Below are 19,362 nucleotides of genomic sequence, written 5' to 3'. Positions count from 1 at the left end.
ACGCGGCTGTGGGTGCCTCCACCCCACCCAATGTGGCGTTCGGTGCGTTGGACGCACCCAATGTGGCATTGGGGCGCTTGGGGCGACCGCTGCGGCCGGCCCTCGTGCAGCCCCGGCCGGCGCAGCTCACCCGCCGCCCCGGTAGCGGCCCGAACCACCTCCGGCCACCCGGCCCTGGACACGAGATGACCAAGCCGGTGCGGGAGCGGCTCCGAAGACCCGGCAAGATGGGTTCTGCCGCCGACGAGAAGGGACGTCCATGGACGCCGGAGACCTCGCCCCCGACTTCACCCTGCCCGACGACCAGGGGGTCGACCGCAAGCTGTCCGACTTCCTGGCCACCGGTCCGGTCGTGCTGTTCTTCTACCCCGCCGCGATGACCGGGGGCTGCACCGCCGAGAGCTGCCACTTCCGTGACCTCGCCGCGGAGTTCGCCGAGGTCGGGGCCCACCGCGTCGGCATCAGCCCGGACGCGATCACCAAGCAGCGTGCCTTCTCCGAAGCGAACGGCTTCGACTACCCGCTGCTGTCCGATGTGGAGGGTGAGGTCGCGAAGCAGTTCGGGGTGTGGCGGAAACTCGTGCCCGTGCACACCAAGCGCGTCACGTTCGTGATCGGCGAGGACCGGACGATCATCGAGAAGATCAAGAGCGAGCTGAACGTCTCGGTCCACGCCGACCAGGCGCTCAAGGTGCTGCGGGAGCGGAACAAGGTGGCGTGAGCCGCCAGACGTGGTAGGTGCCGGCGCACGACGGCGCCCACGGTGGCTCCATCGGCTCCTCGCCCACCTTCGTGAACCCGAGCCGGGCCGGCACCGCTCCACTTCGGACGTTCCGCACGTCGTGCTTGATCTCGACGTATCCGGCGCCGAGGCGGAACGCCTCTTCCGTCAGCAGCGAGACCGCGCGGGTCATCAAGCCGCGGCCGGTGGAGCCGCGGGTGAGCCAGTAGCCGATCTCGACGCCGCCGTCGCGGGTCATCACGCCGATGCCGCCCGCGATCGCGCCGGCGACGCGGATCGTGTACTCCCACGATTCGCCGCTCTCCCAGCGCTTTCCGGTGAGGCGGAAGAACTCCGCGGCGTCCTCGGCCGAGTAGCCGCCGGTGGCCCAGATCAGCCAGGCTCCGAGGTGCTCGAGAGACCCGTTGACCGCCGCGACGACCTCCGGCGCGTCGGCGGGCCGCCAGCGGGCCAGCTCGAACTCGTCGCGGGCGAAGGTCTCGGCCGGGATCTCCATGCGTCCCATGGTGCTCCGGCCGAGACCTCGGCGCGCGCGAATTAATTCACGATGACGTTGTCCGGGACCGGGGTGTCGTTCTTCAGCGCGTCGAACAGCTGCTTCGATTTGGCCTTGTCCCAGTTCTCCGCCGACCCGCTGGTCACCGGCACCGTCGTCGTCACCACGCCGCCCGAGGAAATCCCGCGCATGGCGATCGCGAGGCCGGCGAGGTTGTGGACGTGGTCGCTCGAATCCATGGTGAGCGCGTCCGGCGCCGAGGACAGCAGCGGGAAGAAGTCGAACGGGTTGAGCAGAGTGCCGGGGCTGGCGATCTGGCTGACCAGCGCGCCGATGAACTTGCGCTGGTTGGCGACGCGGTCGAGGTCCGACCGCGGGGTCGCCGCGCTGTGCCGCATCCGGACGAAGCCCAGCGCCGACCGGCCGTCGAGCGACTGGCAGCCCGCCTTGATGCTGATGCCGGTGACCGTGTCGTTCATGTCCTGGTCGATGCACATGTCGACGCCGCCGATCGCGTCGACGATCTTGGCGAAGCCGCCGAAGCCGATCTCCGCGTAGTGGTCGATGTGCAGCCCGGTGGCGCCTTCGACGGTCTGCGCGAGCAGCTTCGGGCCACCGATCGAGAACGCCGCGTTGATCTTGTTCTTGCCGTGGCCGGGAATCGCCACCTGCGAGTCGCGCGGCAGCGACAGCAGCGTCGGCTTGGTGCTGTTGTCCGGCAGGTGCGCGACCATGATCGTGTCGGTGCGCTGCCCGCCGCCCGCCGCGGCGACGTCGCCGGTGGCGAGCCGTTCCTCGTCCTCCGCCGTCAGGCCTTCGCGGCTGTCCGAGCCGACGATCAGCCAGTTGGTGCCCGACTCGGCGACCGGACGGCCGGAGTAGTCGGCGAGCGCGTCGACGCGCTTGATCGAGAACTCCAGGTAGACCCAGATGCCCGCGAGGAACACGACGAAGACCAGCGCCAGGACGCCCAGCACCCGGCCGATGCTCCACCGGCGGCGACGCGGCGGCCGGGACGGCGGGTAGTCGTCCTCGGCCGGACGCCGCGGCGGGTCCTGCCGCGGCGGCGGAGGCGGCGCGTACTGCGGCTCGGGCTCGCCCATCGGGCGGGTGCGCTCGTCGTACGGGCTGCGCCCGCGGCCCGGCAGCGGCATCATCTGCGCGCGCTGGTGGTCGCGGGGGCGCGCGGGAGGCCGGGGCGGCATGCGACGCCCGCCGTCGTCGCCACGGTACGTCATCTCCATCACCCAATCCCGATCCGGACAAAAGTGTCGCCGTCAGTCAACCGCACGTCCTCGATAGAGGGACGCCCGGCATCGGGGTCGGGTTGCGGTTACCGGCCGGTTGCCTCGTAGCCGAACTGGTGGACCTTGAGGTACCCGGACCGGAACCCGGCCTCGGAATAGGCCAGGTAGAACTCCCACATCCGGCGGAAGACGTCGTCGAACCCGAACCCGGCGATGTCGGCCCAGCGGTGCAGGAACCGTTCGCGCCACCACCGTAGCGTGCGCGCGTAGTCCTGGCCGAACTCGCGCATGCCGGCCAGCTTGAGCCGGGTGTTCGCCAGGACGCCTTCCTCGATCGAGCGCACCGACGGGATGATGCCGCCCGGGAAGATGTACTTGTGGATCCACGTGTAGGCGCGCGACGCCGCCAGCATGCGGTCGTGGTCCATGGTGATGGCCTGCAGGCCGAACCGCCCGCCCGGGCGCAGCCGCTGCCCGATCGTGGCGTAGAACGCCGGCCAGTAGGACGCGCCGACGGCCTCGATCATCTCGACGCTGACCACGGCGTCGTACTGGCCGCTCGACTCACGGTAGTCGCACAGCTTCACTTCGACGCGGTCGGAGAACCCGGCCTCGGCGATGCGCTCGGTGGCCAGCGCGCGCTGTTCCTCCGAAATGGTCAGTGACGTCACGCGGGCCCCGCGGGCCGCGGCGCGGATGGCGAGCTCACCCCAGCCGGTGCCGATTTCGAGGACTTCGCTGCCTTCGCGGACCCCGGCGTAGTCGAGGACGCTGTCGATCTTGCGGTGCTGGGCGGCGGTGAGGTCGTCGCCGGGGCCGAACAGCGCCGAGGAGTACATCATCGACTCGTCGAGGAAGGCGCCGAACAGGTCGTTCGACAGGTCGTAGTGCCGGTGGATGTTGGCCCGCGCCCCTTCGAGGGTGTTCTCCTCCGACGGCGGCTGCGTGCGCTCGGCGATCCGCCGGAACTTCTGCAGCACCGGCGGCACGAGCGTGGCCATCCGCTCGGCGAACGGCGTGAGCACCTCGGCCAGGTCGGACGCCGTCCAGTCGCCGGCCATGTAGGACTCGCCGAAGCCGATCTTGGCGTCGACGCCGAGGCGGTGGAAGAACGCGTCGGGCCGCAGAATGCGCATTTCGGGCGATTCGGGCCCGCCGGCGCCGAGCACGGTGCCGTCCGGGAAGGTCACCCGCACGTCGAGGGGGCGGACCGCGCGGCGGAACAGCGCGGCGGCGATCCGCGCGCGCAGTGCGGAGTGCGGCGGGGCGGCCAGGCCCGGCCAGCGGGATTCGTCCGGGACGCCGTCGGCCGGCGCCTGGTCAACGCTCGAAGTGGTCACGGTTCTCCCTCCGGCCGGCCAGGTACTCCGGTGATCGATCCTAGGCGCCGCACCCCCGCGGCGCGTTTCGGCGAATGCCCTGTTCGGGGCGATTTCACACAGGTATCCGCAGCCGCTCGGGCCCGGCCGCGGCCCACGCCCCGCGGAGGGCCCCGCCATCGTCGCCGGCGAGCAGTTCCAGTGTGAAAGCAATCGTCAGCCGGGTCCAGACGGACGACCGGCGCAGCATCGCGTGACCTTCGCCGGAAATCTCGAACCGGGCGACGCGGGCGGCGACACCTTCGGCCCGCTGCGCGAAGGCGTGCGACTCCGCCGGGCTGGTCATCCGGTCGCGGGTGCCGTGCACGATGAGCACCGACCGCCCGGCCACGGCCTCGACCGGTTCGCCGCGCGGCGTCCACGGCGCCAGCGCGCACACTCCGCGCACGGCCGGGTCGTCGGCGACGCGCAGGGCGACCCGGGCCCCCATGGAATGGCCGACCAGCACCACCGGCAGGCCGGGGTGGTCGGCACGGATGCGTTCGAGGGCCCAGCGGGCGTCCTCGACGGGGTCCTCGGCGGGCGCGTTCCAGCCGTAGCGGCGGTTGCGCAGCAGGCGCACTTCGACGCCGTCTTTCCGGCCGGCCCGGTGCAGGGCGCGCGCGATCGGCACCATCCGGAGGTAGGCCAGTTTCCACGGCGGCACGCTGCCGATTCCGCGTTCCGCACCGCCGTGCAGCACGAGCACGACCGCCTGGGTCCGCCCGCGCGCCGGCCACACCGACACCGCCGGTTCCGCCTCGCTCACCCGTGTCCTCCTGTCCCCAGCATCCGGGTCAACCCCGCCCGGCCGCCCGGCTATTCCACCGCGCCCGGTGGTCCGCACGGTAGATTCGGCGCCCGATCCCCGACGGAAGGGTGGGTGTGGTGGGCGCCACGGACATCGCGGGCAGCGTCGCCGAGCAGCTGGCGGACGTCGAACGGGCCAACGCCGAGGCAGTGCGCGCGGCGGCGGAGCTGGTGCTGGGGGTGATCCGGGCGGACGCGCTGATCTACACCGCGGGCGCCGGCCACTCGCTGGCGGCGGTCGCCGAGACGTTCTACCGGGCGGGCGGCCTGGCCTGCGTCTACCCGCTCTACCACCCGGAACTGCTGCCGCTGCACGGCGCGGTGCACAGCACGAAGACCGAGCGCCGCGGCGGCCTCGCCGCGGAGGTCCTCGCGGAGCGCGCGCCGGGGCCGGACGACGTGCTCGTGGTGTTCTCGACGTCCGGGGTGAACCCGTACCCGGTCGAGCTGTGCATCGAGGCGCGCAAACGCGGCGCGGCGGTGATCGCGGTGACGTCGCGGGCGTCCGTGGCGGCCGCGCCGCGGCGGTCGTCGAGCACACTGGTCGAGCAGGGCACCGTGGTGCTGGACTCGCTGGTCGTCCCCGGCGACGCGAGCTACCCGCCGGACGCCCCGCGCACCGCCCCACTGTCCACTGTGGTCAACGCGTTCCTCTGGAACCTGGTGCTCGCGGAGGTCTACGATCGCGGCACCGCCGAAGGCCTCGAACTCCCGCTGTGGCGCAGCTCCAACGTGGTGGGCGGCGACGAGGCCAATGCGGCCCTGCTGGCGAAGTACGGCGAGATCGTCCCGCAGCTGCGGTAGTTCGTCAGAAAGCACCGGCCGGGCGCGTCTTGACGGACGTGCCCGAACGGTTCTAGCGTCGACATACCGACTGGTCGGTGTGGACCGGTCGCTCTGGGAGGAGAGGTCCCATGGACAGTGCCACGGCCACCGTGCACGGCGAGTGCGCCCCGGGGTTCGAGCCGGTCAGGGAAGCCTTCGAGGAAAACTTCCGCAGCCGCGGCGAGCTCGGCGCGGCGTTCACCGCCACCCGGCACGGCGAAGTCGTGGCGGACCTGTGGGGTGGTTGGTCCGGTCCCGACCGCGACCGGCCGTGGCAGGCCGACACACTGGCCAACGTCTGGTCGACGACCAAGGGCATGACCGCCATCTGCGCGCACAAGCTCGCCGACGCGGGCGAGCTCGACGTCGACGCGCCGGTCGCCAAGTACTGGCCGGAGTTCGCCGCGGCCGGGAAGTCCGGGATCCCGGTGCGCTGGCTGCTTTCGCACCGCTCCGGCGTGCCCGGGATCGGCCTGGACCGGCCGCTGCGCGTCGAGGAGCTGTACGACTGGGACCTGATGACGTCCCTGTATGCGGCTCAGGAACCGTTGTACGAGCCCGGTTCCGCGGGCGGCTACCACGCGCTGGCCTACGGCTGGCTCGTCGGCGAAGTCGTCCGGCGGGTCGCCGGGCAGGGCATCCGCGAGTTCTTCGCCGAGCAGGTCGCCGGGCCACTGGGCGCGGACTTCTCGATCGGGCTCGCCTCCGACGCCGACCTGGACCGCTGCGCGACTTTGGTCGACCCGGTGATGACCGAGGAGATGGCGAACGCGCTGGCCACGGCGTTCGCGGCCGCCGGCCCGGTCGCCCAGGCCGCGCTGATGAACCCGCGCGTCCAGGGCCACGACGCCAACGACCCGGCGTGGCGGCGCGCGGTCATGCCGGCGTTGAACGGCCACGGCACGGCCCGCGCGATCGCGACGATCTACACCGCCCTCGCCGACGGCTCACTCCTGTCCGCCCCGACGCTGGCCCGCGCGCGGGAGAGCCAGGGCAAGGAGATCGACGCGGTGCTCGGCCTGCCGAACGAGTGGGGCCTGGGCTTCTACCTCGGCAGCGACGCCCGCGGCTTCGGCCCCAACCCGGCGGCCTTCGGCCACGACGGCCTCGGCGGCTCCACCGGCGGCGCGGACCCGGAAAACGGCATCGCCTTCGGCTACACCCTCAACCAGCTCGGCCCCCTGATCCGCGACGACCCCCGCAAGATGGCCCTGGTCACCGCCCTCTACACGTGCTTGGAAGGTCAGCACGCGTGATTCAGAGGTCGACACGCGTGATTGAAGGGTCGACACGGCCCTGAGACCGTGTCGACCCTTCAATCACGAGAGTCGGCCCTCCAATCACGCGTGCTGACCCTTCGATCACGCCACGGCGGGTTCTTCCTCTGCGAACTGGGTGGCGTGGAGGGTTGCGTAGCGGCCGTTCGCGGCGAGGAGTTCGTCGTGGGTTCCGCGCTCGACGATCTCGCCGTGTTCCAGGACCAGGATCTGGTCGGCCGCGCGGACCGTCGAGAGGCGGTGGGCGATGACCAGGGCCGTGCGGCCGGCCAGCGCGTGCGTCAGGGCTTCGCCGACGGCGGCCTCGGACTCGGAGTCCAGGTGCGCGGTCGCCTCGTCGAGGATGACGACCTTGGGCTGCGCCAGCAGGAGACGCGCGATGGTCAGCCGCTGGCGTTCGCCGCCGGAGAGGCGGTAGCCGCGCTCGCCGACCGTCGTGTCGAGGCCGTCGGGCAGTGACCGGACCAGCTCGCCGAGCCGCGCGCGGTCCAGCGCTTCCCAGATCTCGCCGTCGGTGACGTCCGGACGCGCGTACGCCAGGTTGGCGCGGATCGTGTCGTGGAAGAGGTGCCCGTCCTGGGTCACGACGCCGACGGTTTCCCGCAGGGAAGCGAAAGTCAGGTCCCGGACGTCCACATCGGACAGCCGCACCGAACCCGCGTCGACGTCGTAGAGCCGCGGCAGCAGCGACGCGATCGTCGACTTCCCCGCCCCCGACGACCCGACCAGCGCGACCATCTGCCCCGGTTCGGCGCGGAACGAGATCCCGTGCAGCACCTCTTCCCCGCCGCGGTGATCCAAAGTCGTGACGTCTTCCAGCGACGCCAGCGAGTACCGGTCCGCCGCCGGATACCCGAAGCGGACGTCGGAGAACTCGACCGAGACACCACCCGGCGAAGCCAAAGCCCGTGCGGAGGGCTTCTCCTTGATCATCGGCTCCAGGTCCAGGACCTCGAAGACCCGCTCGAACGACACCAGGGCCGTCATGACGTCGACGCGGACGTTGGCCAGCGCGGTCAGCGGCGCGTAGAGCCGGGTCAGCAGCAACGCCAGCGCGACGACGGTGCCCGGGGCCAACGCCCCGGTCAGCGCGAGGTAGCCGCCGAGGCCGTAGACGAGCGCCTGCGCCAGCGCCGAAACCAGGGTCAGGCTGGTCATGAACCAGCGGGTCAGCATCGCCGTCCGGACGCCGATGTCCCGCACGCGCCCGGCCCGCACGCCGAAGTCGTCCGCCTCCTGGACCGGACGGCCGAACAGCTTCACCAGCGTCGCGCCCGGCGCGGAGAACCGCTCGGTCATCTGGGTGGTCATCCCGGCGTTGAGGTTCGCGGCTTCCCGCTGCAGCCCGGCCATCCGGCGGCCGAGCCGGCGCGCGGGGATGACGAAGATCGGCAGCAGCACCAGCGCGATCAGCGTGACCTGCCACGACAGCGTGAGCATGACGGCCAGCGAAAGCGCCAGCTGGATGACGTTGGTGACGAGCCCGGACAGCGTCGCGGTGAACGTCCGCTGCGCGCCGATGACGTCGTTGTTGAGCCGCGAGACCAGCGCGCCGGTGCGGGTGCGCGTGAAGAACGCGATCGGCATGCGCTGGACGTGCTCGAAGACCGCGCGGCGCAGGTCGTAGATGATGCCCTCGCCGATGCGCGCGGACTGCCACCGCTCGATCAGGCCGAACCCGGCGTCGGCGATCGCCAGCGCGGCGATCACGACGGCGAGCCACACGACCAGCGTGACGTCGTGGCCGCCGACGATCGCGTCGACCACCTTGCCCGCCAGCACCGGTGTCGTCACGGCGAGGACGGCCGAGACGACGGTCAGCACGAGGAAAGCCAGCAGCCGCCGCCAATGCGGCCGGGCGAAGCGCGCGACGCGTTTCAGCGTGCCGCGCGTGAGCGCCTTGGGTGCGTCACCGGCGCGCATCGCCGAGCTCCACAGCCCCCACATGTTGTCCACGGGAAACCCCCAGTGTCAGAAACCTCTACCATAGCTGAGGTTTTCGCCGGATATGACCTGCACAACGCCCCCGTTGTCCGTTTGCTTCCCGACGCCGTTCACTCGCCGCGAACAACCTGCCGCAGTGCGGCACGCAGCTGCTCGGCGCCCTCGGCAGAGAGCGGTTCCAGCAGGAGCGCCTCGGCCTTCCGCGTGACGTCCGCCCCCGCCTCGCGGACGCGCTCCCCCTCGGGAGTCAGCACCACGAGGCGCTTGCGCCGGTCCCCCGGCGCGACCTCGCGCCTTACCAGGCCCTTGGCCTCCAGCTCGTCGACGAGGGCGACCATCGTCGTCCGGTCGATGCCGAGCCGAGCCGCGCCGTCCTGCTGTGACTGGGCCGGCCCGTCGCCGAAGAGCGTGAGCAGCGCGAGCTGCCGCCCGGTGACGCCGAGGGGCGCGTACAGCGGCTCGGCCAGCTCGGCGAGCCGCAGCTGGGCGTGCTTGAGCAGGTAACCGAGCCGCTGGGTGACGGCGGGAGGAGCACTGGACACGGGAGAACTCTACACCTACGCTGATCGTCAGTAGAACTGATAATCAGGAGTCCAACATGACTACCGTGGGTCTCAAGCCACCCCAGCAGCACATCGGCATCGCGGCGCTCCGCGAGATCTGGGCGATCGCCGACGACGCCGGCTTCGACGGCTGCTGGGTGTTCGACCACCTCGCCCCGATGGGCCCCGACCGCACCGGCGACGTCTTCGACGGCTGGAGCCTCCTGGCCGCGATGGCCGAAGCGACGCGGCGGGTGCGGATCGGCTGCCTGGTCTCCGGCAACACCAACCGGCACCCGGGCACCTTCGCCAAGATCGCCGCGACCGTCGACCACCTCTCCGGCGGCCGGCTCGACGTCGGGCTCGGGGCGGGCGGCGACACGCTGACCGACGCGATGATGGGCACGCCGACGCCGTCCGCGGCGGAACGCGTGGAAAGACTGGCCGAGGCCTGCGAAATCCTCCGTCTGCTGTGGACCGAACCGGTCACCGACCACCACGGCCGCCACTACACCCTGACCGGCGCGATCAGCGACCCGAAGCCGGTGCAGCGGCCGAAGCCCCCGCTGTGGCTGGGCAGCAGCGGCGAAAAGCGCGGCCTGCGCGTCGTCGCCGAGCACGCCGACGTCTGGCTCAACGCGGCCCTGCCGGGCACGGAAATCCCCGAGCTGCAACGGCTTTCCCGCGTTCTCGACGCGCATTGCGCGGCGGCGGGCCGCGATCCGGCGACCGTCCGCCGGGCCGTCCAGTTCCGGCTGCCGTCCGATGCGGACAGCGCCCTGCGTCTCACGCAGAGCTACGTCGAAGCCGGCTTCACCGAGCTGGTGCTGATGCCGTTCGGGCACGACGACGTCGTAGCGGCGTCCGAAGCGGCCGGGAAGCTGCTCCCCCGCCTGCGAGACGTCGGCTGACCCGGGCGGCGGCCCCCTCGGTAGCCTGGCGGCGTGGAAACGGAGGTGGGCCAGGCGCCCGCATGGCGGCGCACGGCCCGGCTCTTCACCGCGCCGCCGCGCACCGGAGAGGCCGCCCCCCTGCGCTGGGACTTGGGCTTCTATCTGGCCTGCCTGGCTTTCGCGCTGCCGACGGCGCTCGTGTCCGAGTTCTACGGCTACCGCGTCTGGGGCAACTTCGCGACGGTGGCGTACGGCTTCGGCGCGGCGCACAACGGGTATCTGCTGCTCTCCACCCGCAAAGGCCGGACGCCGCGCGGCGTGCTCGGCTCACGGTGGTGCGGGATCGCCGCGGTCGCCCTGTTGGCCATGATCTTTCCGCTCGTGCTTCTCGTGATTCGCCGCCTGACCGGGGTGGACTGGCTGATCACGCCGTTCTCGTGGGCCGCGCAGCCCGAGGTCTGGGTCATCGAACGGTCCGCGGATCTGCTGCTGCACCACGGAACCCCGTACGTCGACGTCACCGCGCTGGGCCGGGCGCCCGTGGTAAACGATTACACGCCGTACGGCCCGGTGATGGCGGTCTTCGGCCTGCCGCGGGCGCTGTTCGGCGGCACCCCGCTGACCGACGCGCTCACCGACGCCCGCTGGATGTTCGCCCTGGCCGCCTGCGCGTGCGTGCTGGGCTCGCTCAAGCTGCTGAAATGGCCGAAGGTGCCGGTCGGCGCCGCGCAGCTCGCGCTGGCCTGCCCGCTCACCGCGCTCACGTGGGCCGTAGCCGGCCCGGACCTCGCCATCGTCGGGCTGCTCGTGCTGGCCTGCGCGCTCGCGGCCACCGGGCGGGTCGCCTGGTCGGGCCTGGTGCTGGCGCTGGTGATCAGCGCGAAGCTCATCGTCGCGCCCGCGGCCGCCGTCCTGGCGGTGCTCGTGCTGGTACGCCGGGGTCCGGCTGCCGGCTGGACGGCACTGGCCCGGTTCGCGACGGCGCTGGTGGCGACGACGGCGGCCGTGCACCTGCCGGTGTACCTGGTGGATCCGGCGGCGTTCGTCGAGCACGTCTTCCGGTTCCCGCTCGGGATGGGCGTCGTGCGCTCGCCCGCGGCCAGCCCGCTGCCGGGCCACCTGATCGCCGAGACCGGCCCGGTCGGCCAGGTGGCGGCCTTCGTGCTCGTCGGCGCCGCGGCCGTGGCCATGGTGGTCTGGCTGGTGCGCCGGCCCCCCGCGAACGGCTCCGGCGCACTGCTGCGCATCGCCGTCGGACTCGGCGCGTTGATCCTGCTGACTCCGGCCACCCGGTACGGCTACCTGGTGTACCCGCTGGTCCTGCTCGGGGCCAGCCTGGCGTTCCGCGTGGCCGAAGCTCCCGCTGCGCCCCCCGCGCAGCAGTCCGCGACTTCTACTTCTTCTTGACCCTGGTGGCCCCGCCGCGCCCCCGCAGCTGGACGCCGGACTCCGAGAGCACCCGGTGGACGAACCCGTAGGACCGCCCCGTGGACTCCGCGAGTGCCCGGATGCTCGAGCCCTTCTCGTATTTCTTCTTCAGGTCAGCGGCCAGCTTGTCGCGCGTGTTGCCGGTGATCCGCGCGCCTTTCTTGAGATCAGCCACGTCGATCGCCTTCCCGCCGAGAGTGTTCTGGGCCACATAACGGCCCCTGCCGGGGCAATGATCGAACACTGAGCGCCGGAATGCCAGACGACAGACGTGAAACAGCCGAAATTGCGATCACATTGGGCCATTCCAGTGCCTCGCGGTGAGCGATCTTGCACCCGAATGGACGCACCTGTCACGCAAGCTGGACAAGTTCCAGATAGTCGGCGGACCAATGGTCCTCGGTCCCGTCGGGCAGCAGGATCACCCGCTCCGGCTCCAGCGCCTCGACCGCGCCGGGGTCGTGGGTGACCAGGACGACGGCGCCGGCGAAGCTGCGCAGGGCGTCCAGGACCTGCGCACGGCTGGCCGGGTCGAGGTTGTTGGTCGGCTCGTCGAGCAGCAACACGTTGGCAGCGCTGGAGACCAGGCCCGCCAGCGCGAGCCGGGTCTTCTCGCCGCCGGAAAGCGTGCCGGCCGGCTGGTCGAGTTGTTCGCCGGTGAAGAGGAACGAGCCGAGCAGGTTCCGCAACTCCTGTGCGCCGGTGTCCGGAGCGAGGTGTCGGATGTTTTCCCACACCGACGCTTCATGATCAAGAGTTTCGTGTTCCTGTGCGTAATAGCCCAAACGCAATCCGTGACCCGGAACGACGGATCCGGTATCGGGGGTTTCCATTCCGCCGAGGAGCCGGAGCAATGTCGTCTTTCCCGCGCCGTTCAGGCCGAGTACGACGACCTTCGAACCGCGGTCGACCGCCAGGTCCACGCCCGTGAAGATTTCCAGTGAGCCGTAGGACTTCGAGAGGCCCTCGGCGGTGAGCGGGGTGCGGCCGCAGGGCGCGGGCTCGGGGAACTTGATCCGGGCGACCTTGTCGGCCTGCCGGGTGTCCTCGAGCGCGGACAGCATCTGCTCGGCGCGGCGCGCCATGTTCTTGGCCGCCACGGCCTTCGTGGCCTTCGCGCCGAGCTTCGCGGCCTGCTGCTGCAGGGCCGACGCCTTCTTCTCGGCGTTGGCGCGCTCGCGGCGGCGGCGCTTCTCGTCGGTCGCGCGCGCGTCGAGGTACCGCTGCCAGCCCATGTTGTACAGGTCCAGCTCGCCGCGGGTGGCGTCGAGGAACCAGACCTTGTTGACGACGTCGGCGAGCAGCTCGACGTCGTGGCTGATCACGACCAGGCCGCCGTCGTGCTGCTTGAGGAACCCGCGCAGCCAGGTGATGGAGTCGGCGTCGAGGTGGTTGGTCGGCTCGTCGAGCAGCAGGATCGTCTCGGACTTGCCGCCGGCGCCGGCTTCGGCCGCGGCGAACAGGATCCGCGCCAGCTCGACGCGGCGGCGCTGGCCACCGGAGAGCGTCTGCAGCGTCTGCGCGAGGATCCGGTCGGCCAGGCCGAGGTTGGAGCAGATCCGCGCGGCTTCACTCTCCGCGGCGTACCCGCCGAGGGAGGCGAAGCGCTCTTCGAGCCGCGCGTAGCGGTTGATGGCCTTGTCGCGCGCGGCGTCGTCGACGAGCTCGGCCATCGAGGCCTGCGCCTTCTCCATGTCGCGCATCAGCTTGTCCAGACCACGCGCGGAGAGCACGCGGTCCTTCGCGGTGACCGAAAGATCACCTTCGCGCGGGTCCTGCGGCAGGTAGCCGAGCTCGCCGGTGCGGCGGACGTCGCCGGCGTGCGGCTCGCCTTCGCCGGCGAGGACCTTCAGCGAGGTGGTCTTGCCCGCGCCGTTGCGGCCGACGAGGCCGATGCGGTCGCCGGGCTGGATGCGGAGGGTGGCGCCGTCGAGCAGGATGCGCGAACCCGCGCGCAGCTCAAGGCCGGTGGCCGTGATCAAGGGAGACTCCCGTGGACGGGGGTGAACGGAGGACAGCGTCGGGTGGCCGCACGGCCACGGCGTCACTCCAGCTGGATATCCACGGAACCCAGTGTACGGGGCGGTGTCGACGGGTTTTTCCGGACGTGTGCGGTCTCACCCGTCGCGCAGGGTGATCTCCACCGACAGCGCGCGCTCGGCCGCTTCCTCGAGGACGGCCCGGCTCGGTTCGCCGATCTCCAGGACGCGGGGTTCCGCCCGGGCGAACAGCGGGGCCAGCCGGCGGTCTTCGCGCAGCTCGTCGAGGGCGCGCCGGTCACCGCCGAGCACCACGGAGTCCACTTCGGACAGCCGCGGCACGAGCACCTCGAACGCGTCCCGTGCGGCGGCTTCGAGCGCCTGGCGGGCCTGACCCGCGCGGCGCCGGGCGAAGCGCTGCTGCGACCAGCCACCGGCCGCCGACCGGCCGTGCACGAGGTGCCGGTCGGTCCGGGACACCTCGACCCGCCCGTCGAACGCGATGCCGACGCTGTGCCCGCCGAGCCGCACCAGCAGCAACGCGACCCGGCGCGGCCGCCGGACGTGCGCGACGAGAGCTCCCACGGACGGCTCTTCGAGGACGCCGTACGGGACCGCGGCGGTCGCGGTGGTGCCGTCGACGGCGGTCACCCGGACCTCGTCCGGGGTTCCCGAGGTCGCCGCGATCCCGCCGTGCCGCTCGGCGAACCGGGCGAAGAAGCCCTCGAGCCGGCCGGGCGGCACCTCGACCGCGCGGCCGCCGCCCGCGACCTCCCGTGCCTTCGCCACGGGACCCCACGGTACGGGGTTCCCCGGCAAAAGCCGTGAAGGCCTCCTTACCGGCCATAAGAGCCGGTAAGGAGGCCTTCACGGACTTGCGGGACTCGGCGGCTACAGCGGGTGCACCGGGCCGTTGTTCGTGTAACCCCGCACGTTCGACGGCGCGCCGGCCGCCGGGGGCTGCGCGAACCCGTTGATGTGCAGGGCGACCGAGCGGATCGAGCCGACGTCGCCGCCGGCCGCGTCGACCACCGCGAACGTCCACGTGCCGTCGACGGCCGCGCCGGCCAGGTTGCCGGTCAGGGCCTGCGTCGGCCGCCACGAGCCGGTGAACGGCGCGTTGGCCGCCGTCACCGTGCTGAACGCCGTCGCCGCGCTGTCGGCGAAGACGACCTGGCACAGGTTCTTGCCCGAGCCGCCGTTGCGCTGGAACACCGTGGCCTTCGCCCCGGACGGCGCGGTCAGCGTGCCGACCAGGTCACCGACGTACGAGTGGTTCAGACCCACCGTCGTCGACGTCGGGTCGGTGCTGCAGGCGGTGCCGTCCACGGAGAACGTCACCTTGGACGCGCGGCCGACGCCGCTGACCGGGATGGTCACCGACGCCCCGACCGGGCTGTTGTCCGGGATCGCCACCGGCGCGCCGGTGTAGGCGAAGTCCTGCGTGACCGGCGACGGGGTGCCGACCGGCAGCGAGAACGTCGACGTCGTCGGCGAGTGCGCCCCCGCGAAGGTGACGCGGGCGTTCAGCACCACCGGCACGCCGAGCTGCTGGCTCGTCGGCACGGTGATGGTGAAGTCGTTGACGCCGGTCTGTCCCGGGCTGATGGTGCCGTAGGACTTGGCCCGCGGCGCCACGGTGACGCCCGGGGTCGGGCTGGTGAGCACGACGCTGGTGGACACCGCGGTGCCGTCGCCGTCGTTGGTCACCGGCAGCGTCACCTTGGCGGTGTCGCCCGGGTCGAGCGCCGAACCGCCGTCGGCCGGGGTGACCGTCGGCTGCTTGGCGACGGCGAGCGGCTGCGGGCTGGCGCCGGTGTAGGCGAGCACCTTGTCCGCGAGGATGACGCCGGCGCCGGTGAAGTTGTCCGGGCCCGGCTTCTCGATGTCGATCGCGGTGTTGATCAGCGCTTCGCGCACCTCCGCGGGCGGCAGTCCGGGGTTGCCGGACAGCACGAGCGCGGCGATCGCGGCCGCGTGCGGGGCGGCGGCCGAGGTGCCGAAGAACGGGTTGAACCCGCTCACACTGGTCTGCACGCCGTCGGCCGCGGTGATCTCCGGCTTGTTCCGGACCTCGCCGCCGGTCGAGGAGACGTTGCCCGGGGTGATCGGCGTGCCGTTGGCCTCGTAGAACACCCGGCGCGGGCCGTCGGAGCTGAACCGCTCGGCCTTGGTGGCCCCGCTGAACGAGCCCGGGTACGGGCCGGCCGGGTTGGCCGGGTCACCCGGTTCGAGGGCGCGGCCGAACGCCTTGGCCGCCGGGGCGGCCGCGACGCTGAAGGCGTCACGCGCGGCCGAGTGGCCGACCGTCACGCCCGGCGTGTTGTACGCCTTGAGGCCGTCCGCCGAGTCGGAGAAGCGGCCGCGCAGCGCGGACAGCGACAGGTAGCGGTTCTGGCCGGAGAACTTCACGATGGCCAGCCGCAGCCCGGTGCCGCCGAACGTCGGCGTGTTGACGCGCTCGTACGGGTCCTGGGTGCCGGTCTGGACGTCCTGGCTGAAGCTGACGACCGCGCCCGCGGAGTTGAGCAGGTAGAGGTCGTAGTCGTTCGCGGACGCGCCGAGCGGGTCGGACCAGTGCAGCGTCACCGGGACGCCGGCCGACGACGCGTCCGAGATCGGCTCGTAGATCTGGTTGCCCGCCGCGCCGGCGAAGTTGTGCGCGGTGCCGGCGAACTTGCCGACCGACTTGCCGGAGTCGACGAAGTCGCCTTCCCAGTGCGCGGCGGTGCCGCTGGCGACGTTGCCTTCGTTGCCCGCCGACGAGAAGTACAGCGCGCCGTCGGCGGTCACGTCGTTCACGGCCTGGGCGATGATCCAGTCCTGGAACGGCGATTCCTTGAAGTAGATGACGTCGTCGACGATGACGTCGCAGTGCGACTCGAAGCGCAGCTTGCGGATGTTGTCCGCGAAGCTGGCGTCCGAGTTGAACGCCGACGCGAAGCCGAGCGCGGCGCGGGGCGCGAGGTCGTGGATGATCTCGAGCATCGCGGTGCCCTCGTCGCCGTCGCCCTCCTGGCCGGGGATGACGTCGACGTTCGGCGGGAGCTCGCCCTTGGCCTGCGAGGCCGCGAGGGAGTCGACGCCGTCGGACAGCGCGCACGCCTTGACCCCGACGCCGGTGACGCCGAACTGCTGGCGCGCGATGTCGGCGTTGTGCGCGCGGTCGCCTTCGCTGACCAGGGGCGCGGCCGCGGCGGCACTGCGCTGCGCCTTGGCGCCGAGGGCCTTCTGCAGCTCGCCGGCGATGCGGTCGGCCTTCTGCTGCTTGGTTTCGGTCTTGACCGGCGTCGTCGACGGCGTGGCCAGCTCGCGGGCGGTCATCGCCTGGTCGGCCTGCTCGACGCGCTTGACGTCACCCCGCGCGGCGATCTCGCTGACCTTGTCCACCGGAATCTCGGCCCGGACGCTGGCGTACCGGTCGGACACCGCGCGGATGCCCGCCCCGGCCTTGGTGAGCCCGGCGATCAGGTCGGGCGAGACCTTGCTCGCCCGGATGTCGACCACGACGGTGCCGGTGGCGCTCACCCCGGACTGGAGTGCGTTCAGCTGCTTCCCCAGCCCCTTTTCGGCGACCAGCAGCTTGCTGTCTACTTTGGACTCGGTGGCGGTGCGGCCCGCCTTGACCGCCTGCAGGGCGGCGATCTGCTGTTGCGCGGTTTCGCTGAAGGTGTCCGGTGTGGACGCGGTGGCGGCGCCCGCGACGGGCGGCGACACGAGGCCGAGGGCGGCGAGCAGTGCCGCGGCCCCGGCGGTGAACACAGTGGATCTCGATCTCGTGGAACGGGTACGACGCACGGGCGCCCTCCGATTCTCCAGGCGCGTGCCCCGACTCACGCTGACCGACGCCGGTGATCACCGGCTGGCACCAGCTAAGTACCGCTAGTTCTCCGTAAACATCAGCCGTTCGAGTGACAAAGGAAAGATAATTTCCCGAATGGGCCGGATGACGTAGGCCGTTCAGCGCAACAGCGTGCCGATCACCGGACACGCGCCGGACAACGTGCAACCGGCGTCCCACATGGCGAAACTCGTTACCGGTCAGAGCACAAAGGAGTCCGACCACGGCTGCGCGGCCCGGCCGGACAGCGCGTCCAAAAGGGTCACCGCCTGCTTGTCGGTCAGCGAAGCCACGAAGTCCACCACCGCCCGCCCGCGGGCGAGGCCGCGCACCGCGTCCGTCCCCGTCACCGGCTCGCCCGTCGCCCCGACCAGCAGCTCCGGCGCCGACCGCGCCAGCTCGCTGTACTCGGCGCGGGCCAGCTCGACGAGGTCGTGCAGCCGGCGCGGCAGGCGGGACAGCTCGTCGCGGTCGAGCAGCCACGCGTCGAGCGCGTCGACCAGGCTCGTCACCAGCCCGGCCTGGCCACGCTGGTGCAGCGCGAGGTCCGGGCGCAGCAGCACGAACCGCCGGTGCACGAACTTGAGCACCTGCACCTCGTGCCACTGGGCGGGGCGCAGCGAGACGTGCCCGCTGCGGGTGGACGGCGAAGCGACGACGTACACGCCGTCGACCAGCCGGGCGGTCCAGTTCGCGGAGAACGCGGCCGTCGCCTGCTCCGCCTCGATGGAGCCGTCGAACTCCCCGGCGAGCAGGCCGTCGACCAGCTCGGCGTGCACCCGCGCGACGGCGGCGGCGAACGCGTCGTCGTCGACGATCCACGCGTCCTTGGCGTGCATGCGACGGCGGAGGCGTTCGAGCGAACGGCCCGGGCGGCGCAGGCCCGCGAACAGCGTTTCGTCGTCCAGCGCGGCCAATTCAAGCGCGTGGTCCAGCCACTCCCCCAGCTCGGCCGCGACCGGCGCGTGCTGCAGGACGCCGATGCGGTGGAAGTCCTGCAGGTCGTGGATGGCGTAGGCGATGTCGTCGGCAGTGTCCATCACGGACGCTTCCACCGTCTGCTGCCAGCCTTCGACGCGGCCGGCGAACGCCGCGCGGGCCTGCTCGAAGTCGTCCAGCTCGGTGGCGTAGGCGGAGAACTTGGCCGCGCCGGTGCCGGGCACCTCCCCCGGTTCGGCGGCGCCGCGCGGCGGGACGGCCATCGCCGACGGGTGCGGCGAGGGGTGGTGCAGCCGCAGCCACGGGTACTTGAGGACCGCGGCCCGCACGGCGGCGGTGAGGTCGAGCCCGATCGCCGACGGCCCGCGCACGTCGGTCGTGGTGAGGATGCGGAAGGTCTGCGCGTTGCCCTCGAAGCCGTCGGCGAGGCCGAACCGGTGCCGGGCGATGCGGTCGAGCGTCTGCTCCCCGAGGTGCCCGAACGGCGGGTGCCCGAGGTCGTGGGCGAGCGCGGCGGCCTCGGCGACGTCCGGGTCGCAGCCGCCCAGCTTCGCGGCGATGTCGGCGTCGGGGCCACCGGCGACCCGCTCGGCGATCGCGCGGGCGACCTGCGCGACCTTCAGGCTGTGCGTGAGCCGGTTGTGCAGCAGGCCGGCCCCGCCGGCGCTGACCACCTGCGTCACCCCGCCGAGCCGCGCGAAGAAGGGCGACGCGGCGATCCGGTCGCGGTCGATCCGGAACGGGCTGGTCGCCAGGTCGGTGAACCCGCCGACGTTCGCGACGGGGTCGCGCCGGGCCGCCCGCGGGTCGGTGTGCTCGCTGCCCTGATCCATGCGCCCGACCTTATCCGCCGGTTCCCCCGAACGGCGGCCGAGCCCGCCCCCGTGTCGACCCTCCAATCACGCGTGATGCCTTCCCAATCACACGTGATGCCCGCTCAATCACACGTGATGCCCCTCGAAGCACACCGGACGCCGGTGCGCCGAGGGGTCACGTTCGTGATCAGGCAGGCATCTCGCGTGATTGGAGGGGCATCACACG

Annotated in this window: 16 protein-coding genes; 5 read left to right on the top strand and 11 right to left on the bottom strand. The window is 71.8% G+C overall.

What is annotated here, in order from left to right; genetic code table 11:
- The first annotated feature begins 259 nt into the window (after nucleotides 1–259).
- Nucleotides 260–721, top strand: a complete 462-nt coding sequence (locus tag AB0G28_RS40955) for a peroxiredoxin (protein WP_361102647.1) — start codon at nucleotides 260–262, stop codon at nucleotides 719–721.
- On the opposite strand, the gene AB0G28_RS40950 is transcribed toward AB0G28_RS40955, so the two are convergent.
- The 4 genes from AB0G28_RS40950 to AB0G28_RS40935 form a co-directional block, all read right to left on the bottom strand.
- The gene (locus AB0G28_RS40950) at nucleotides 687–1,238 is read right to left on the bottom strand and encodes a GNAT family protein (RefSeq protein WP_361102645.1); all 552 of its coding nucleotides are present in this window, start codon (nucleotides 1,236–1,238) and stop codon (nucleotides 687–689) included. The genes AB0G28_RS40955 and AB0G28_RS40950 overlap by 35 nt on opposite strands.
- 41 nt (nucleotides 1,239–1,279) lie before the next feature.
- The gene (locus AB0G28_RS40945; RefSeq protein WP_361102643.1) at nucleotides 1,280–2,482 is read right to left on the bottom strand and encodes an LCP family protein; all 1,203 of its coding nucleotides are present in this window, start codon (nucleotides 2,480–2,482) and stop codon (nucleotides 1,280–1,282) included.
- An 89-nt stretch (nucleotides 2,483–2,571) separates the two neighbouring features.
- Nucleotides 2,572–3,825: a cyclopropane-fatty-acyl-phospholipid synthase family protein gene (locus AB0G28_RS40940; RefSeq protein ID WP_361102641.1), complete on the bottom strand. Its 1,254-nt coding sequence runs from the start codon at nucleotides 3,823–3,825 to the stop codon at nucleotides 2,572–2,574.
- Between the two features lie 94 nt (nucleotides 3,826–3,919).
- Nucleotides 3,920–4,612, bottom strand: coding sequence for an alpha/beta fold hydrolase (locus AB0G28_RS40935; protein WP_361102639.1), 693 nt, complete (start codon nucleotides 4,610–4,612; stop codon nucleotides 3,920–3,922).
- Nucleotides 4,613–4,728: 116 nt separating this feature from the next.
- On the opposite strand from AB0G28_RS40935, the gene AB0G28_RS40930 reads away from it, so the two are divergent.
- Both AB0G28_RS40930 and AB0G28_RS40925 read left to right on the top strand, forming a co-directional pair.
- Entirely contained in the window at nucleotides 4,729–5,457 is a 729-nt protein-coding gene (locus AB0G28_RS40930) for an SIS domain-containing protein (RefSeq protein WP_361102637.1), read from the top strand.
- 110 nt (nucleotides 5,458–5,567) lie between these two features.
- On the top strand, nucleotides 5,568–6,734 hold the full coding sequence (locus AB0G28_RS40925) for a serine hydrolase domain-containing protein (protein WP_361102635.1): 1,167 nt from the start codon (nucleotides 5,568–5,570) through the stop codon (nucleotides 6,732–6,734).
- Nucleotides 6,735–6,839: 105 nt separating this feature from the next.
- Here the strand turns inward: AB0G28_RS40925 and AB0G28_RS40920 are convergent, their stop codons facing one another.
- Nucleotides 6,840–8,711, bottom strand: a complete 1,872-nt coding sequence (locus tag AB0G28_RS40920; protein WP_361102633.1) for an ABC transporter ATP-binding protein — start codon at nucleotides 8,709–8,711, stop codon at nucleotides 6,840–6,842.
- Nucleotides 8,712–8,809: 98 nt separating this feature from the next.
- Complete coding sequence (locus tag AB0G28_RS40915; RefSeq protein WP_361102631.1) at nucleotides 8,810–9,241, bottom strand: MarR family transcriptional regulator; 432 nt, start codon at nucleotides 9,239–9,241, stop codon at nucleotides 8,810–8,812.
- 56 nt (nucleotides 9,242–9,297) lie between these two features.
- Between AB0G28_RS40915 and AB0G28_RS40910 the strand changes: the two genes are divergently transcribed.
- Together AB0G28_RS40910 and AB0G28_RS40905 are read left to right on the top strand one after the other, a co-directional pair.
- Nucleotides 9,298–10,152, top strand: coding sequence for an LLM class flavin-dependent oxidoreductase (locus AB0G28_RS40910; protein ID WP_361102629.1), 855 nt, complete (start codon nucleotides 9,298–9,300; stop codon nucleotides 10,150–10,152).
- Between the two features lie 33 nt (nucleotides 10,153–10,185).
- Nucleotides 10,186–11,541 (top strand): glycosyltransferase 87 family protein, encoded by a 1,356-nt coding sequence (locus AB0G28_RS40905; protein ID WP_361102627.1) that lies wholly within the window; start codon nucleotides 10,186–10,188, stop codon nucleotides 11,539–11,541.
- Here AB0G28_RS40905 and AB0G28_RS40900 read toward each other — a convergent pair.
- The 5 genes from AB0G28_RS40900 to dgt form a co-directional block, all read right to left on the bottom strand.
- Nucleotides 11,528–11,737 carry a helix-turn-helix domain-containing protein gene (locus tag AB0G28_RS40900; RefSeq protein ID WP_003071237.1) on the bottom strand — a complete coding sequence of 70 codons (210 nt, stop codon included), beginning with the start codon at nucleotides 11,735–11,737 and terminating at the stop codon, nucleotides 11,528–11,530. The two genes, AB0G28_RS40905 and AB0G28_RS40900, sit on opposite strands and share 14 nt — an antisense overlap.
- Nucleotides 11,738–11,915: 178 nt before the next feature.
- Nucleotides 11,916–13,544, bottom strand: coding sequence for an ABC-F family ATP-binding cassette domain-containing protein (locus tag AB0G28_RS40895; RefSeq protein WP_361102625.1), 1,629 nt, complete (start codon nucleotides 13,542–13,544; stop codon nucleotides 11,916–11,918).
- Nucleotides 13,545–13,679: 135 nt separating this feature from the next.
- Nucleotides 13,680–14,330, bottom strand: coding sequence for an acVLRF1 family peptidyl-tRNA hydrolase (locus tag AB0G28_RS40890; RefSeq protein ID WP_361102623.1), 651 nt, complete (start codon nucleotides 14,328–14,330; stop codon nucleotides 13,680–13,682).
- Nucleotides 14,331–14,432: 102 nt separating this feature from the next.
- Nucleotides 14,433–17,303 (bottom strand): S8 family serine peptidase, encoded by a 2,871-nt coding sequence (locus AB0G28_RS40885; RefSeq protein WP_361102621.1) that lies wholly within the window; start codon nucleotides 17,301–17,303, stop codon nucleotides 14,433–14,435.
- Between the two features lie 279 nt (nucleotides 17,304–17,582).
- Nucleotides 17,583–19,154 carry a dGTP triphosphohydrolase gene (gene dgt, locus AB0G28_RS40880; protein ID WP_361102619.1) on the bottom strand — a complete coding sequence of 524 codons (1,572 nt, stop codon included), beginning with the start codon at nucleotides 19,152–19,154 and terminating at the stop codon, nucleotides 17,583–17,585.
- Nucleotides 19,155–19,362: the final 208 nt, after the last annotated feature.

The sequence above is a fragment of the Amycolatopsis sp. NPDC021455 genome, assembly GCF_040640995.1.
Lineage (GTDB): Bacteria > Actinomycetota > Actinomycetes > Mycobacteriales > Pseudonocardiaceae > Amycolatopsis.
Note: the sequence above shows the minus strand (reverse complement) of the source record. Positions and strands in the feature narration are given on the sequence as shown.